The organism is Allobosea sp. P4_H5, assembly GCF_056400825.1.
The window spans coordinates 176,290-192,512 of sequence record NZ_JBFUKM010000010.1; the positions used below are offsets into that span (position 1 = coordinate 176,290).

Here is a 16,223-nt window from a genome sequence, read left to right on the forward strand (position 1 = left end):
GTCTGAACGGAAGAGAGACCATGTCCTACGATCTCGTTGTCATCGGAACCGGCCCCGGCGGCTATGTCTGCGCCATCCGTGCTGCCCAGCTCGGCCTCAAGGTCGCGGTGGTCGAGAAGCGCAAGACCCATGGCGGCACCTGCCTCAACGTCGGCTGCATCCCCTCCAAGGCGCTGCTGCATGCTTCCGAGATGTTCGAGGAGGCCAGCCATACTTTCCCGAGCCTTGGCATCACCGTCGGCAAGCCGAAGCTCGACCTCAAGCAGATGCTGGTCCACAAGCAGGAGACCATCGATGCCAACGTCAACGGCGTCGCCTTCCTGCTGAAGAAGAACAAGATCGACCCGTTCCACGGCACGGCCTCCATTCCGGCCGCCGGCAAGGTCGTCGTCACCGCCGAGGATGGCAAGACGCAGGAGCTCACGACCAAGAACATCGTCATCGCCACCGGCTCGGAATCGGCGGCGCTGCCGGGTGTCACGACCGACGAGAAGACGGTGGTGACCTCGACCGGGGCGCTTGAGCTGACCGCCGTGCCGAAGGAGCTGCTGGTTGTCGGCGCCGGCGTGATCGGCCTTGAGATCGGCTCGGTCTGGGCCCGGCTCGGCGCCAAGGTCACGGTGGTCGAGTATCTCGACCGCATCCTGCCCGGCATGGATGACGAGATCGCCAAGCAGTTCCAGCGCATTCTGCAGAAGCAGGGCTTCACCTTCCATCTCGGCTCGAAGGTCACCAAGGTCGAGACCGGCAAGAAGGGCGGCGCCACCGTCACCGTCGAGCCCGCCGCCGGCGGCGAGGCCAAGACGCTGAACGCTGACATCGTGCTGGTCGCGATCGGCCGGCGTCCGAACACCGATGGCCTCGGGCTCGACAAGGCCGGCGTCGCGACCGAGCGCGGCCGCGTCATCATCGACGACCACTTCAAGACCAATGTAGATGGCATCTACGCGATCGGCGACGTGGTGCGCGGGCCGATGCTGGCGCACAAGGCCGAGGATGAAGGCGTCGCCGTCGCCGAGATCCTTGCCGGCAAGCACGGCCATGTGAACTACGACGCCATTCCCGGCATCGTCTACACCGCCCCCGAGGTTGCAGCGATCGGCAAGACCGAGGAGGAGCTGAAGGCTGCGGGCGTCGCCTACAAGGTCGGCAAGTTCCCGTTCACTGCCAATGGCCGGGCGCGGGCGATGCGGCATACCGACGGCTTCGTGAAGTTCCTCGCCGATGTGGCAACCGACAAGGTACTCGGCTGCCACATCATCGGCCCGCATGCCGGCGACCTGATCGCCGAGGTGACCGTGCTGATGGAGTTCGGCGGCTCGGCCGAGGATCTCGCCCGCACCTGCCACGCCCATCCGACGCTGGCCGAGGCGGTCAAGGAAGCGGCGCTCGCCGTCGACAAGCGCCCGATCCATATGTGATCGGAGGTATGCACGTCATTCTCGGGCGGTGCGTAGCGCCGATCCGAGAATCTCGTGCAGATACGGCGCTTTCTTGTCCTGAGATGGTCGGGCCAAGTCCGGCCATGACTGCTTCCGAATTCCGTCGGATGTGACCGGCGCGTCAGTGTGGCGCGCCGACCTTTTTGCAGACGAGGTTCAGGAGCCCGTCGCCGCTGGTATCGTCGCCCGCGGCGAGCGGGCGGCCATCCTCGCCGAAGCGGGCCAGGATCTCGAAGCCGGCTGCCTCGAGCTGGCGTTCCTGCGTCGCCAGGTCGACGAAATAGAACAGCCCGCTCCAGCGGTGGGCGGGGTCGACATGGATGGCGTAGTCGGCCTCCTCATGCGCGAAGGGGCGCAGGCGCAGATAGTTGATCCAGCTCTGCGGGTGCACCGAGTTCATGATCTCGCGCGGATGCCAGGAGCGCGCATGCAGCGGCATGCCGCCGGCGCGGCTCCAGGCGCGATTGTGGAAGGAGAAGGCGAAGACGCCGCCGGGCGCCAGCACCTCATGCACGGCTGCGATGACCGCGAGGCGCTCGGCATGGTCGAAGGCGCTGAGGATGGCGAGAGCGCCGAGCACGAAGTCGAAGCGACCTGGTCCGAACTCGCTGATTGCGCGCACATCCATGTCGAGGAAGGTCGCGCTCGGAAAGCGGCGCCTGGCGAAAGCGAGCATCGCTTCTGCCTTGTCGATCCCGACATAGTCGGCAACATCAGGCAGCAGCGCTCCCGTGGTGCGGCCGGAGCCGACGCCGAGATCGAGCAGGCGCTTGCCGGCATAGGCCTCGTGGAAGCGTTCGAGGATCATCGCTTCGGAGGCAAAGAGACTCTGTCCGCCGTACCATTCGGCGATTTCGGTCCGGTCGAACAGACCGGCATTGTGCCGGGCGATGTCGATGGCCGAGCCTTGCATGGCGCGCCTCCACGTCGTTCGAGAGCCCGACCATGCTCCCGCCCGCGGCGCCGCACAAATTCTTGGTTAATCTATAGTTAACGCCGGTGTCGACGTCCGACCTATCCGCGCCGGGCGCGATAGGCGGTCAGCGTATTGCGCAGCAGGCAGGCGATGGTCATCGGCCCGACGCCGCCGGGAACGGGCGTGATCGCGCCGGCGACCTCGGCCGCCTCGGCATAGTCGACGTCGCCGGCGAGCTTGCCGTCGGGCATGCGGTTGATGCCGACATCGATCACGGTCGCGCCCGGCTTGATCCAGTCGCCCTTGACCATGCGCGGCCGGCCGACCGCGGCGACGACGATGTCGGCGCGCTTCACGACCGCGGCGAGATCGCGGGTGCGCGAATGGGCGATGGTGACGGTGCAATCGGCCTGGAGCAGCAACTGCGCCACCGGCCGGCCGACCAGCTCGGAGCGGCCGATCACGACCGCTTCCAGCCCCGACAGCGAGGGCAGCGCCTGCTTCAGCAGCAGCATGCAGCCGAGCGGCGTGCAGGGCACGAGGCCGTTCTTGCCGCCGGCGAGCAGGCCGGCATTGATCGGGTGGAGGCCGTCGACATCCTTGGCGGGGTCGATCGCATCGATGATGCGGCCGGTATCGATATGCTTGGGCAGCGGCAGCTGGACGAGGATGCCGTCGACGCCGTCATCGGCGTTGAGCTCGGCGATCTTGGCGAGCAGCGTTGCTTCCGTGGTCTCGGCCGGCAGGCGATGGGCGACCGAGTTCATCCCGATCTCGGCCGCGAGCTTCTCCTTGGAGGCGACATAGACCTTGCTGGCCGGGTCCTCGCCGACGAGTACGACATGCAGGCCGGGCACGGGCTTGCCGGCTACCTTGAGCGCTGCGATCTCGCGGGCGATCTCGGCCCTGAGTTCCGCCGCTGCCGCCTTGCCGTCGATGATGCGTGCCGTCATGACCAGCTCCTTGGTGAGGCATCGGATCGAAAAGCGGAATCCAATTTCCGGTTTGATGCCCTGCGCCGCTCTCTTGCTGCATTGCGACAGAACGGACAAGGGCCGCTTTGCCCTGAATGCCTTGCGGGTGGGGATGCCGCTGGCGCCGCTTGATCGGGGCGCGCCGAGCCAGCATGGTCGACAGGTGATTCATCAGGGCGGCGTGCAAGCCGGAGACGACTGACGTGACCACCGGCTTTGCAGCAATCCCGGCTTCCGGCAGCTATGTGCTGCGCAATGCCAGGGCGCCTGCCTGCCTGGTCGAGGCCGGCAGCCTGGCGAGCGACCGGGACGGCGTGGCACTGCTCGACATCGCCATTGAGGACGGTGGCATCGCCTCGCTGCTGCCGGCGGGCACGCCTGCGCTCGATGCTGCTCCCTCGCTCGATCTCGATGGCGGCATCGCGCTGCCGCGGCTGGTCGATGTCCATACCCATCTCGACAAGGGCCATATCTGGCCGCGCCGGCCCAATCCGGACGGCAGCTTCATGGGCGCGCTGAGCGCGGTCGCGGCCGATCGCGAGGCGAACTGGTCGGCGCGGGATGTGCGGGCGCGCATGGAGTTCGGCCTGCGCTGCGCCTATGCCCATGGCACGGCGGCGATCCGCACCCATCTCGACTCGCTCGGCAAGCAGATCGGCATCTCCTGGCCGGTCTATGCCGAACTGCGCGCGGAATGGGCCGGTCGCATCGCCTTGCAGGCGTCGCCGCTGTTCGGTGTCGATGCGGTCGCCGATCCCGCGCATATGCAGGCGATCACGAAGGCTGTGACTGATCATGGCGACAGGCTGCTCGGCGCCGTCACCTATATGGTGCCGGAGCTCGACGCCGCGCTCGACACGCTGTTCCGGACCGCGCTCGAACATGGCTTTGACCTCGACTTCCATGTCGACGAGACCAATGATCCGGCGGCGCGCTCGCTCGAACACATCGCTGATGCGGCGCTGCGCCATCGTTTCCCGGGCAAGATACTGGCCGGGCATTGCTGCTCGCTTTCGCTGCAGCAGCCGCAGGACGAGGCGCGCATCATCGGGAAGGTCAGGGAGGCCGGCATCGCCGTAGTCTCGCTGCCGATGTGCAACATGTATCTGCAGGACCGGCAGCGCGGGCGCACGCCGCGTTGGCGCGGCGTCACCGCGCTGCATGAGCTCAAGGAAGCAGATGTGCCGGTGATGATCGCCTCCGACAACACCCGCGACCCGTTCTACGCCTATGGCGATCTCGACCTCGTCGAGACGCTGCGCGAGGGCACCCGCATCCTCCAGCTCGACCATTCCGACCGGGACTGGGCGAGGGCGGTTGCGACGGCGCCGGCCGAGCTGATGGGGCTTTCCAGCGCTGGCCGCCTCGTGCCTGGCGGCCCTGCCGACCTGATCCTGACCCGCGCCCGCGACTGGACCGAGTTCTTCGCCCGGCCGCAGGCCGACCGGACCGTTTTGGTCAACGGCCGCGCCATCGACCGTACCCTGCCCGATTATCGCGAACTCGATTCCCTGATGAGCCGCCCCGCATGACCGCACGCTACGACATCGACGCCCTGAAGCGCCGCCTGAACGGCATCCGCACGGAGGACAACCCGGCGCTGGTCAAGCAGAAGAGCCGCGATTTCTTCTGGTACTCGCCGAAGCTGAAGCGTCAGCTCGACCATGTCGTCGCCGACATCATCGTCTCGCCAACGAGCGAGGCGCAGGTGCTGGAGACGCTTTCGGCGGCGCATGCGCTCGGCATACCCGTGACGCCGCGCGGCACCGGCACCGGCAATTACGGCCAGGCCATGCCGCTCTCGGGCGGCATCGTGCTCGACCTCTCCGGCTTCAACAAGGTGACCAGCATCGAGGCCGGGCGCTATGTCGCCGAGCCCGGCGCGGTGCTGGCCAAGATCGACCAGGAGACGCGCGCCCATTCCCGGCAGGAGATCCGGTTGCACCCCTCGACCTACCACACGGCTTCGGTCGGCGGCTTCATCGCCGGCGGCTCGGGCGGCGTCGGCTCGATCAAATGGGGCGGCCTGCGCGACTGGGGCAACATCATCTCGCTGCGCGTCGCGACCATGGAAGGCACGCCGCGCATCCTCGAGCTGCAGGGCGATGATCTGCACAAGGTCGCTCATGCCTACGGCACCAATGGCATTATCACTGAGGTCGAGATGCCGCTCGGCCCGGCCTATGCCTGGGTCGACGTCATCCTCGGCTTTGGCGATTTGCGCGCCGCGACCGAGTTCGCCAATGCGCTCGGCGAGCAGGATGGGCTGGCGCTGAAGAACCTCGCTGTGGTCGCCGCGCCGGCGCCGCACGACTATTTCCTGCGCCACCGGAAGTTCCTGCCGCGCGAGAGCCATTGCGTGATGGTGATGGTCGCCGACTTCGCCGTCGAGTCGATGCTGGCCTTCGCTCGTCGCTTCGGCGGCTCGCAATTGCTGATGCGCTCCGACAAGCTGACGGCTGAGGAGGCCAAGGGCCTGCCGCCGACCTTCGAGCTCGGCTGGAACCACACCACCTTGCGGGCGCTGCGCGTCGACCCGTCGATCACCTATCTGCAGGTGCTCTATCCTTTCCCGAACCAGGTCGATCTCGTCGACAAGATCCATGCCCGCTTCGGCGACGAGGTGACCTGCCATCTCGAATTCGTCCGTTTCGACGGCAAGATCACCTGCTTCGGCCTGCCGCTGGTGCGCTTCACCAGCGAGGAGCGGCTGGAGGAGATCATGGCGATCCATGAGGAGATGGGCGCGCCGATCTTCAACCCGCACCGCTACACGCTGGAGGAGGGCGGGATGAAGCAGACCGACGAGGTCCAGCTCGCATTCAAGCGCGAGGCCGATCCGCAGGGGCTGCTCAATCCCGGCAAGATGATTGCCTGGGAGGACCCGAACTACGATTACCGCTCGGGCAAGACCTTCCTGTTCAAGGCACTCGGCGAAGCCGGCGTCGGCGCCTGAGCCGTCCGATGCGCGCGCTCGTCCTCTACGCCCACCCCGATCCCAGGAGCTTCGGGGCGGCGGTGCATGAGACGCTCGTCTCCGCACTGCGCCGCGCCGGGCACGAGGTCGACGATTGCGACCTCTATGCCGAGGGTTTCGATCCGGTGCTGAGCCGCGAGGAGCGCCTCGGCTATCATGATCTCGCCAGCAACCAGAAAAACGTAGCCGGCTATGTCGAGCGCCTGCTTGGAGCGGAAGCGCTGTACCTGTGCTTCCCGGTCTGGAACTACGGCTATCCTGCGATCATGAAGGGCTATTTCGACCGCGTCTTCCTGCCGGGCGTCTCGTTCAAGCTGGTCGATGGTTCGATCCGCCCGAATCTCTGGAACATTCGCCGGCTGACGACGGTGACGAGCTATGGCGGTTCGCGCTGGCGGACTTTCCTGATGGGCGATCCGCCGCGCCGGCAGATCAAGCGCGGCTTGCGGGCGGTGTGCCACCCGGCGGCGCGGGTCTCCTATCTCGCGCATTACGACATGAACCGGTCGACGCCGCAGAGCCGCGCGGCTTTTCTCGCCAGGGTCGAGCAGGAAATCGCACGGATTCAAAAGCCTGTCTGACAATTGTCATCGGCTTGTCATGAAGGCGAGCGATTGCACAGCCGGCGAAAAGTATCCGCAACCTTTTCCAAGGGCCGGCTCATGACCAAGTCCCTCGAAAAAAGCGTCGGCCGTGCCCTGTTGGTGACGGCGCGGCTTCACAGGGCAAGGATGGGCGAGCGTCTCAACGCGCTCGGGCTCTTTCCAGGCCAGGAACAGGCGCTCAAATCCCTGCAGGGCGCACCGATGACGATGGGTGAGCTCGCGACCTTGTTGCGGGTCAAGCCGCCGACCGTGTCCAAGACGATCGGCCGGCTTTCGCTGCAAGGGCTGGTGACGCGCGAGGGCGGCGGCCGCGACGGCCGGCTGGTGCAGGTGGCGCTGACCGAGAACGGCCAGAAGACCGCGGCGGCGCTCGATGCGGTCTGGAACCAAGTCGAGGAAGAGCTGCTCGAAAAGCTCGACGCCAAGGAACGCAAGCAATTGCGCAAATTGCTACGCAAGGCGTCGAAAGGCTTGTCCAAGGCTGGCGCCGATGTCGAGGATGCCGAGGACGAGGCCGAGGACGCCGCCTGACGCCAGACGCGTCGGCGGTATGACTCGCATGCGCTGGCGGGCTGGTTTCAAGCCTTAAATCGGTTCATTGATGTCTTGTCATTCCTCCAGAGCATGACGAGATCGTGTCGGCCGCACCCGCTCCGCTTCCGGATACGCGCCGGACACGCTTGACCGCCATCGCCCTGATGAGTGGGGCGATCGTCTGCTTTTCGCTGCTCGACACGTGCGCGAAATGGCTCGGCGGGACGATGCAGCCGATGCAGGTGGTCCTGGCGCGCTATGTGATCAGCGTCGCCCTGGTCTCGCTCCTGCTCAACCCCTGGAGCCATCCCGGCATCACCCGGACCAAGCGTCCCTGGCTGCAGGGCTTCCGCTCGCTGCTGCTGCTCGGCTCGACCGCGCTCAACTTCGTCGCCCTGCAATATCTGCAACTGGCCGAGACGGTCTCGATCATGTTCGCGGCGCCACTGCTGGTGGCCCTGCTGGCAGGGCCCTTGCTCGGGGAATGGGCCGGGCCGCGCCGCTTGATCGCGATCGGCGTCGGCTTCCTCGGTGTCCTCGTGGTGACGCGGCCGGGACTGGGCGGGCTGCATCCGGCGGCCCTGCTCAGCGTCTGCGGCTGCTTCTGCTACGCCTTCTATAGCCTGGCGACGCGGATGCTGGCCTCAAGCGACTCGCCGCAGACGACGATGTTCTATTCGGGCATCGGCGGGGTGGTGATCATGCTGCCGCTGCTGCCATTGTACTGGTCATGGCCCGCGGACTGGCAAAGCTGGCTCTTGATGTGCGGCACCGGCTTCTTCGGTGCGGTCGGCCATTGGCTGCTGATCCTGGCGCATCAGCGGGCGCCGGCGACGATCCTGGCGCCGTTCATCTATTCCCAGATCATCTGGATGATCCTGCTCGGCTGGTTCGTCTTCGGCCAGATCCCCGACCGCTTCACCTTCATCGGCGCAGCGGTCGTGATCGCCTCCGGACTTTATCTGCTCTACCGCGAGCGCGTCCGGCACGTGCCCGAAGGCTCGGCCCGCTTGGACTGATTCCGGCACGCATCTTGAAGCCTCCACCCGTGGATGGAGGCCATGATGACGGTTTGGCACCGCAACTGGCTACCGGCTGTCGCGTTCGGCACAGATGTGGTCCGGGCGCGTCCCGCCATGGCACAGCCGGACTCAGCCGAGCGAAACCTTGCTCTGCGCGGCGACGAAATCCGAGAGCATCGGCACATAGTCCTCGCCCTTGCCGCTGGCGACGGCTGCCGCATAGACGTTCTTGACAGCACCGCCGACCGGGTTCGGAACGCCGGCGGCGTTGGCGAGGCTCTCCAGATAGCGGACATCCTTCAGCGCGTTGGAGAGCGTGAACTTGTGCGCATCCGGATCGCGCTCGAGCACGTATTGCATGAAGGTCCGGTAGAAACCGCACTCCATGCGCCCGCCGGTGATGACGCTGTCGAAGGTCTGCGGGGTGATGCCGACCTTCTGGGCCAGCGTCAGAGCCTCCGCATAGATGGCGCCGTAACCGAGGGAGAGGAAGTTGTTGAGCAGCTTCATCTTGTGACCGTCGCCGACCGGGCCGAGATGCACGATCTTCTGGGCCCAGGCTTCGCAGACCGGGCGGATGCGCTCGAAAACCGCACTGTCGGCGCCAATCATCGTGGAGAGTTGACCGAGCTTCGCCTGGGCGGGTGTCCCGCCCAGCGGCGCGTCACAGAGGTGCAGGCCGATGGCAGCGAGCCGTTCAGCCAGAGCGATCGTCGAGACAGGGTCGGAGGTCGAGCAGTCGACGATGACCGTTCCGGGCCGGGCGCCGGCAGCGATGCCGTCAGGCCCGTTGACGACCTGCTCCACCTGCGGCGAGCCGGTGACGCAAAGGAAGATGATGCTCGCCTTCTCGGCGAGTTCCCTGGGTGTGGCTGCCTCCGTGGCGCCGGCCGCCTTCAACTCCTCGACGGGTTTGCGATTGCGATGGCCCATCACGGTCAGGCGAAAGCCTTTGGCGAGAATGCAGCTCGCCATGCCCTGACCCATGTAACCGACGCCGATGAAGCCGATCGATTCTTTAGTCGTGCTCATCTTCAGTTTCTCCGAATTCTATGAGATGGAACAAAGCAATGCGGAACGATTTGGCCAAGAACTGGTTGAATGCATCGGCTTACCGGCTTCAGGAGAAGCGATCGATGGCGAATGACGGACACTCGCGCGACCCCTCGGGGGCGGGGAAGGCGGGTGTAAAGCCCGGTGGCCGGGGTCGCGTTACCTTGCAGATCATCGCCGATCGGCTGGAGGTCTCGACCGCGACAGTTTCGCTCGCCCTGCGCGAAAGTCCGCTGGTCGCCGACGGCACCCGCCTTCGGGTGCAGCAGATCGCGCGCGAGATGGGCTATAGCTACAACCGCAGCGCGGCCTCGCTGCGGACCGACCGGACCAACATCCTCGGCGTCGGCTTCCACGACATCACCAATCCTTATTTCGCCGAGCTGCTCGCGGCGATCGAGGAGACGGCGGCGGCGCATGGCCGCTCGATCCTGCTCGGCACCTATGCCGAGAACCTCCAGCGGCAGGACCGTGTCCTCACCACACTCAAGGAATATCGCCCCGACGGCATGATCATCTGCCCGGCCGGCGGCACCACGGCGGAGACGCTGCAGCATCTGATGGCGGCGCAGGTGCCGCTGGTTCAGCTCTCTCGCGAAATTCCCGGCATCGGGCTCGACTTCGTCGGCTCTGACGACCGGCACGGCACGGTGCTGGCAGTCGAGCATCTCATCGGCCTCGGCCACACCCGCATCGCCTTTCTCGGCGAAAGCCCGCTGATCTCGACCGGACGCAACCGCTATCGCGGCTATTGCGAGACCCTGGCCAAGCACGGGCTGCCGCTCGACCCCACGATCGTCTACTCGGCCTATGGCACGCGCGAGAACGGGCTGAAGGGTGTCCAGAAGGTGCTCGACGCCGCGATCCCGCCGACTGCCGCTGTCTGCTTCAACGATCTCACCGCCTTCGGCGCGATGCTCGGCCTGCGTCATCGCGGCCTGGAGGCTGGTGCGGACTTCTCGATCATCGGCTGCGACGATGTTCAGGAAGCCTCGCAGTGGTACCCCGCCTTGACCACGGTCAAGAACTTCCAGGACGAGATGGGCCGCAAGACCGCGGAGATGCTGCTCCGCCGCATCGCCGATCCCGCGGCACCGCCGCAGCGTGCCGTGCTGACGCCGGAGTTGGTGGTGCGCGGGACCACGGCGCCGCCCAAGACGGCGCGCTGAAGCTGGAGCATTTCCGGGTTTCTCCGAAACGCGAAAATGCTCTAACTTTTTGTTTTGACGCATTTTCCGCACGCGAACCGGTATCCACTTCGCTCGAAAATGCTTTAGCTCAGGCATCGTTGTCCGGCTTGCGGTTCAGCGCCCGATAAGCGCGGACCACGTGCGAGTCGTCGCGTCCGCCATGGCCAAGGCCCGAGGCGGCGAGAAACATCTGGTGCGCGGCCGCTGCGAGCGGCAAAGCCGCCTTGGCGGCACGGCCGGCATCGAGGACGATGCCGAGGTCCTTGACGAAGATGTCGACGGCGCTGGCGACCGGCGGCTCGTCTTCGAGCATACGCGGGCCGCGATCCCTGAGCATCCAGGACGAGGCGGCTGAGCCGCCCATGATCTCGAACAGCACTGCGCCGTCGATGCCGGCCTTCTGCGCCAGCGAGAGCGCCTCCGCCGCGACCGCGATATGGACGCCGCAGAGCAACTGGTTGACGGTCTTCACCGTGGCGCCCTGGCCCGGCTTCCCGCCGACATGGAAGACCTTGTCGCCCATGGCGTCGAGCACAGGCTTGGCCCTGGCGAAGCTCTCGGCCGGGGCGCCGACCATGATGGTGAGCGTGCCTCCTTCAGCGCCCTTCACGCCGCCCGAGACCGGCGCATCGACGAAATGCCGGCCGGTCTTCGTCACGGAGTCGGCGATGGCCTCGACCTCGCCGGGTGGGCAGGTCGCCATCAGGATGACGATGGCGCCCGGAGCCAGCGCATTGAGCGCGCCGGCGTCGAACAGGACCGAGCGGGCCTGGGCGGCGTTGACCACCATCAGGACGAGCGTCTCGGCTCCTTCAGCCGCAGCGGCGGCGCTATCGGCGGCYTGGCCGCCGGCCGCGACGAGCGCGGTTCGGGCGCTCTCCCTCATGTCGAAACCGGTGACGCGGAACTGGCGCTTGACGAGATTTTCGGCCATCGGCGCGCCCATGGCGCCGAGCCCGACGAAGGCGATTGAAGTCACAATTCTTTGCCTTGGTTGGAAGGCGGGCGGCCTGGCCGCCCGCCGGGAGCTATTCCTTCACCGCACCCGTCATCGAGGCGACGTAGTAGTCGACGAAGAACGAATAAAGGATCGCGACAGGGATCGAGCCGAGCAGCGCGCCGGCCATCAGCGAACCCCAATGGTAGACGTCGCCCTCGACCAGCTGGGTCAGCACCGCGACCGGCACGGTCTTCTTCTCAGCCGACTGGATGAAGGCGAGCGCGTAGATGAACTCGTTCCAGGACAGCGTGAAGGCGAAGATGCCGGCCGAGATCAGTCCGGGCAGCGCCAGCGGCAGGGTGATCTTCCAGAGCGTCTGCAGCCTCGTCGCGCCGTCGATCATGGCGCATTCCTCGAGCTCGTAGGGGATCGACTTGAAGTAGCCGATCAGGAGCCAGGTGCAGAACGGGATCAGGAAGGTCGGATAGGTCAGGATCAGCGCGAGCTGCGAGTCGTACAGCCCGAACTGGAAGATCAGTGTCGCCAGCGGAATGAACAGGATCGAGGGCGGCACCAGATAGGCGAGGTAGATGGCGAGGCCGACATATTGCGAGCCCTTGAACTTCAAGCGCTGGATCGCATAGGCGGCGAGCACGCTGGAGAACAGCGAGAGCGCGGTTGCGACCGTCGCAACCGTCATCGTCGTCAGCAGCCATTGCGGGTAGTCGGTCTGGAAGAGCAGCTTGTTGATGTTGTCCAGCGTCGGCGACTTCACCCAGAACGGGTTGTTGTTCTTGTAGTCGAGCAATTCGCCGTTCGGTTTGATCGCCGTGATCGCCATCCAGTAGAATGGGAAGAGCAACACGATCACGAAGAGCGAGAGCGGCAGATAGAGCGTGATGAAGCGGCGTGGTCCCGAGGACCAGTCGATCACTCCGGTCCGCTCCTCGTCGACGAGATGCGGGCGCGGGGCAGGGGGGGCCTGATCAGTCATTGTCTTCTCCCTGCTGCCATTTGCGGCGGGCGAGCGCGAAGTAGCTGAACAGCGTCGCCATCACGAGGAAGGGGATCATCGCCACCGCGATCGCCGCGCCCTCGCCAAGCTGGCCGCCGGGGATGCCGCGCTGGAAGGCGAGGGTCGCCATCAGATGGGTCGAGTTGATCGGGCCGCCGCGGGTGATGGCGTAGACCAGCTGGAAATCGGTGAAGGTGAACAGCACCGAGAAGGTCAGCACGATCGCCAGGATCGGCATCAGCATCGGCAGGGTGACATGCCGGAAGCGCTGCCAGGCATTGGCACCGTCGAGCATCGCCGCCTCGTAGAGCGTCGGCGAGATCGTCTGCAGACCGGCGAGCAGCGAGATCGCAACGAAGGGGATGCCGCGCCAGGTGTTCGCCGCGATCAGCGACCAACGTGCGGCCCAGGGCTCGCCGAGGAAGTCGATATAGGTGGTGCGCCAGCCGAGCACGTCGACCAGCACGTAGGAAATGATCGAGAACTGCGGATCGTAGATCCACCAGAAGGCGATGGCCGACAGCACGGTCGGGACGATCCAGGGCACCAGGATCAAGGCCCGCAGCAGCGACTTGAACGGCAGATGGTTGTTCAGCAGCAGCGCCAACCACAGGCCCAGGCCGAACTTCCCGACCGTGGCGACGCCGGTATAGAGCAGCGTGTTCCAGACCGAGGTGATGAAGACCCGGTCCTGCATCAGCGAGGTGAAGTTCTCTAAGCCGATGAAGTGGCCCGCGCGGCCGATGCGGGTATCGGTGAAGGCGAGCCAGATCCCGAGGCCCAGCGGATAGCTCAGGAAGACGAGCAGCAGGGTGGCCGCCGGAAGCAGGCAGAGGAAGATGAGAAAGGATTTGTTGTCGAGCAGCCGGACCAGCCAGTTCTGTGGCAGATGGTGAACGGTCCTGGCTTCAGCGGCGATCGTCATGGCGCTCTTCCCGTGAAGCAGCCGCGCCGCCGGAGATCCCGGCGGCGCGGTCGTGACGATCAGGTGCGGTAGTAGCGCTTGGCGCGGCGCTCGGCTTCGGCCGCCGCCTCTTCAGGCGTGGCCTGCCCGGCGCAGACGGAAGCGACCATCTGGACCATGACGTATTCGGCGTTGACGGTGCCGGCAGCCTCGGTGATCGCGCCCTTGTAGCCGCTCCACAGAGCCCGCTCCCAGGTGTCGCGGTAGACCAGGATCTTGGGATCGCCCTCCCAGACCTTGCTCTTCGCGTAGCCCTTCAGCGGCTGCGTCCAGTAGCCGAAGCAGCCGGTCAGCCACTTGTCGTACTGTTCCGTCTCCATCATGAAGCGGAGATATTCCTTGGCGGCGTTCGGGAACTTGGTGTGCTTGAACACCATGGCGTTGATCACCAGCGCCGTCTCGGTTGGCCGCCCGACACCGGCGCCGACCGGCATCGGCGCGTGGTTCAGGTCCTTGCCGATCGCTGCGGTCTTCTCGTCCTTCGAGTTCTTGATCGAGAAGTAGAGCGAGACGCCGTTCTGGGTCAGGCCGATTTCGCCGGCCGTCAGCGCCTTGTTATTGCTGATGTCGAGCCAGGACAGCGTGCCCGGGATGAAGGTCTCGTAGAGCGCCTTGGCGTATTTCAGCGCCTCGATCGTCTCCTTGCTGTTGATCGCGACCTTGTTGTTCTCGTCGACCATGTAGCCGCCATGCGACCAGACCAGCCAGTTGCAGAACGAGTTTCCGTCGCCGACCGCGTTGCCGAGCGCAAAGCCGGCCGGATGGCCATTGGCCTTGAGCTTGCGGGCAAGATCGAGGAAGCCGGCATGGTCGGTCGGGAACTTGTCGAAGCCTGCTTCCTTGACCCAGGATTCGCGATAGACCGCCGGGCCGCCGGAGCCGCCCATCGGGATCGAGATCCAGGTGTTGGTCTTGTCCTTCTTGCCGTATTTCTCGGCGACCGGGTACCAGCCGCCATATTTCTTGCCGAGGTCCTCGGCGACCTGCGTCAGGTCGATCAGCTTGTCGGCGAAGATGTGCGGGTCGTCGGCCCAGCCGACAACGACGTCGGGGCCGGCGCCGGTATTGGCGGTGACGGCGGTCTGCGGGCGCAGATCCTCCCAGCTCGCGTAGTCGACACGGACCGGGACGCCGGTCGCCTTGGTGAATGCTTCGGTGTTTTCGTTGAAGATCGTCTGGTCGGGGTCGACGAATTTGGTCGGGCGCAGCACGCGCAGCGTCGCGCCCTTCTCGATATTGGCGGTCTGGGCGATCGACGGTGCGGCAAGGGTAGCGCCGGCTGCGAGCCCTGCGCCGCCGATCAATACGTCACGTCTGGAAATGCTCATCGCTTGTCTCCTCCGGGTTGCCGCGAGGCCCTGCATGGGAGCCTCGTCGCGTTTTTTGTGGGCCATCGCCGCCGCCGGAGTGTTCCCCGTGCGGCGGCGACGAAAATCAGATCCGCTTGCCGGTCGCGGCGTCGAACAGATGGGTCACCGAGGTATCGGGCCGAATCTTGATCGTCTCGCCGGGCCTGGCGGTGATGCGTTCGCGGAAGACGCAGGTCAGGTCCTGCCCGCCGCAGCGAACGACGACCTGGGTTTCCGAACCCATCGGCTCGATGACCACGACTTCTGCGGGAAGCCCGCTCGCATCGAGAATGAGATGCTCCGGACGGATGCCCAGCACGGCGGCCCGGTCGTTCGAATCCGCCGGATGCTTGCCGATCGGCCAGATCACGCCGCCCTGGGTCTCGAAGCCATTGGCGCGGATCGTGCCCTTCAGCAGGTTCATCGAAGGCGAGCCGATGAAGGCGGCGACGAAGAGGTTCGCCGGGTTGTCGTAGAGATCGAGCGGGGCGCCCATCTGCTCGACGATGCCGTCATGCATCACGACGATCTTGTCGGCCATGGTCATGGCCTCGATCTGGTCGTGGGTGACGTAGACCGTCGTGGTCTTGAGGCGCTGGTGCAGTTCCTTGATCTCGGTGCGCATCTGCACGCGCAGCTTGGCGTCGAGGTTCGACAGCGGTTCGTCGAAGAGGAAGACCTGCGGATCGCGCACGATGGCGCGGCCCATGGCGACGCGCTGGCGCTGGCCGCCGGAGAGCTGGCGCGGATAACGGTCGAGCAGCTTGTCGAGGCCGAGAATGCCGGCGGCCTTGTTGACGCGCTCGTCGATCTCGGCTTTCGGCGCTTTCCGCAGCTTCATCGAGAAGGCCATGTTGTCGGCCACCGTCATATGCGGGTAGAGCGCGTAGTTCTGGAACACCATGGCGATGTCGCGCTCTTTCGGCGGCACATCGTTGACGACGCGCGGACCGATGCGGATCTCGCCGCCCGAGATGTTCTCGAGGCCGGCGATCATGCGCAGCAAGGTCGATTTTCCGCAGCCCGACGGGCCGACGAGAATGACGAATTCGCCGTCGTTGATGTCGATGTCGACGCCATGAATGACCTGCGTCGAGCCATAGGCCTTGCGCACGTCGGCAATCTGGACGGATGCCATCTTGGTTGTTTCTCCCGCTCTTCAGGTTGCCCCGGGGTGCCTGACACAATCCCCGCCGGCGGCGTTGCAGAACATCGGCTTCTGACGGCCGATCGAGACGAGGC

The 16,223-nt window shown here is 65.6% G+C and carries 16 protein-coding genes; 8 read left to right on the forward strand and 8 right to left on the reverse strand.

Annotated features, from left to right (window positions below):
• The first annotated feature begins 20 nt into the window (after window positions 1–20).
• Window positions 21–1,421: a dihydrolipoyl dehydrogenase gene (lpdA, locus tag AC1DS0_RS20985; RefSeq protein ID WP_476816219.1), complete on the forward strand. Its 1,401-nt coding sequence runs from the start codon at window positions 21–23 to the stop codon at window positions 1,419–1,421.
• Window positions 1,422–1,563: 142 nt separating this feature from the next.
• Here the strand turns inward: lpdA and AC1DS0_RS20990 are convergent, their stop codons facing one another.
• Window positions 1,564–2,355, reverse strand: a complete 792-nt coding sequence (locus tag AC1DS0_RS20990) for a class I SAM-dependent methyltransferase (protein WP_476816220.1) — start codon at window positions 2,353–2,355, stop codon at window positions 1,564–1,566.
• Window positions 2,356–2,456: 101 nt separating this feature from the next.
• Complete coding sequence (folD, locus tag AC1DS0_RS20995; protein WP_476816221.1) at window positions 2,457–3,311, reverse strand: bifunctional methylenetetrahydrofolate dehydrogenase/methenyltetrahydrofolate cyclohydrolase FolD; 855 nt, start codon at window positions 3,309–3,311, stop codon at window positions 2,457–2,459.
• Between folD and AC1DS0_RS21000 the strand changes: the two genes are divergently transcribed.
• The 6 genes from AC1DS0_RS21000 (at window position 3,310) to AC1DS0_RS21025 (ending at window position 8,467) form a co-directional block, all read left to right on the forward strand.
• Entirely contained in the window at window positions 3,310–3,534 is a 225-nt protein-coding gene (locus AC1DS0_RS21000; RefSeq protein ID WP_476816222.1) for a hypothetical protein, read from the forward strand. The genes folD and AC1DS0_RS21000 overlap by 2 nt on opposite strands.
• Before the next feature lies 1 nt (window position 3,535).
• A complete protein-coding gene (locus tag AC1DS0_RS21005) occupies window positions 3,536–4,864 on the forward strand; it encodes a cytosine deaminase (RefSeq protein ID WP_476816223.1) in 1,329 nt (442 codons plus the stop codon).
• On the forward strand, window positions 4,861–6,288 hold the full coding sequence (locus AC1DS0_RS21010; protein ID WP_476816224.1) for an FAD-binding oxidoreductase: 1,428 nt from the start codon (window positions 4,861–4,863) through the stop codon (window positions 6,286–6,288). Before AC1DS0_RS21005 ends, AC1DS0_RS21010 begins: the two co-directional genes overlap by 4 nt.
• Window positions 6,289–6,296: 8 nt before the next feature.
• Window positions 6,297–6,890, forward strand: a complete 594-nt coding sequence (locus tag AC1DS0_RS21015) for an NAD(P)H-dependent oxidoreductase (RefSeq protein WP_476816225.1) — start codon at window positions 6,297–6,299, stop codon at window positions 6,888–6,890.
• 81 nt (window positions 6,891–6,971) lie between these two features.
• Window positions 6,972–7,445, forward strand: coding sequence for a MarR family winged helix-turn-helix transcriptional regulator (locus tag AC1DS0_RS21020; RefSeq protein WP_091836494.1), 474 nt, complete (start codon window positions 6,972–6,974; stop codon window positions 7,443–7,445).
• Window positions 7,446–7,594: 149 nt separating this feature from the next.
• Window positions 7,595–8,467, forward strand: a complete 873-nt coding sequence (locus AC1DS0_RS21025) for a DMT family transporter (RefSeq protein WP_476816226.1) — start codon at window positions 7,595–7,597, stop codon at window positions 8,465–8,467.
• Between the two features lie 132 nt (window positions 8,468–8,599).
• On the opposite strand, the gene AC1DS0_RS21030 is transcribed toward AC1DS0_RS21025, so the two are convergent.
• Window positions 8,600–9,502 (reverse strand): NAD(P)-dependent oxidoreductase, encoded by a 903-nt coding sequence (locus AC1DS0_RS21030; protein WP_476816227.1) that lies wholly within the window; start codon window positions 9,500–9,502, stop codon window positions 8,600–8,602.
• Window positions 9,503–9,606: 104 nt separating this feature from the next.
• Here AC1DS0_RS21030 and AC1DS0_RS21035 point away from each other — a divergent pair, with 104 nt between their 5' ends.
• The gene (locus tag AC1DS0_RS21035) at window positions 9,607–10,692 is read left to right on the forward strand and encodes a LacI family DNA-binding transcriptional regulator (RefSeq protein ID WP_476816228.1); all 1,086 of its coding nucleotides are present in this window, start codon (window positions 9,607–9,609) and stop codon (window positions 10,690–10,692) included.
• A gap of 109 nt (window positions 10,693–10,801) precedes the next feature.
• On the opposite strand, the gene AC1DS0_RS21040 is transcribed toward AC1DS0_RS21035, so the two are convergent.
• The 5 genes from AC1DS0_RS21040 to AC1DS0_RS21060 form a co-directional block, all read right to left on the reverse strand.
• Window positions 10,802–11,692, reverse strand: coding sequence for an NAD(P)-dependent oxidoreductase (locus AC1DS0_RS21040; protein ID WP_476816229.1), 891 nt, complete (start codon window positions 11,690–11,692; stop codon window positions 10,802–10,804).
• Between the two features lie 49 nt (window positions 11,693–11,741).
• A complete protein-coding gene (locus tag AC1DS0_RS21045; RefSeq protein WP_476816230.1) occupies window positions 11,742–12,647 on the reverse strand; it encodes a carbohydrate ABC transporter permease in 906 nt (301 codons plus the stop codon).
• Complete coding sequence (locus AC1DS0_RS21050; RefSeq protein ID WP_476816231.1) at window positions 12,640–13,593, reverse strand: carbohydrate ABC transporter permease; 954 nt, start codon at window positions 13,591–13,593, stop codon at window positions 12,640–12,642. The genes AC1DS0_RS21045 and AC1DS0_RS21050 overlap by 8 nt, the downstream gene beginning before the upstream one ends.
• Window positions 13,594–13,652: 59 nt before the next feature.
• Window positions 13,653–14,960 (reverse strand): ABC transporter substrate-binding protein, encoded by a 1,308-nt coding sequence (locus AC1DS0_RS21055; RefSeq protein ID WP_476816232.1) that lies wholly within the window; start codon window positions 14,958–14,960, stop codon window positions 13,653–13,655.
• A 106-nt stretch (window positions 14,961–15,066) separates the two neighbouring features.
• Entirely contained in the window at window positions 15,067–16,119 is a 1,053-nt protein-coding gene (locus AC1DS0_RS21060) for an ABC transporter ATP-binding protein (protein WP_152011907.1), read from the reverse strand.
• Window positions 16,120–16,223: the final 104 nt, after the last annotated feature.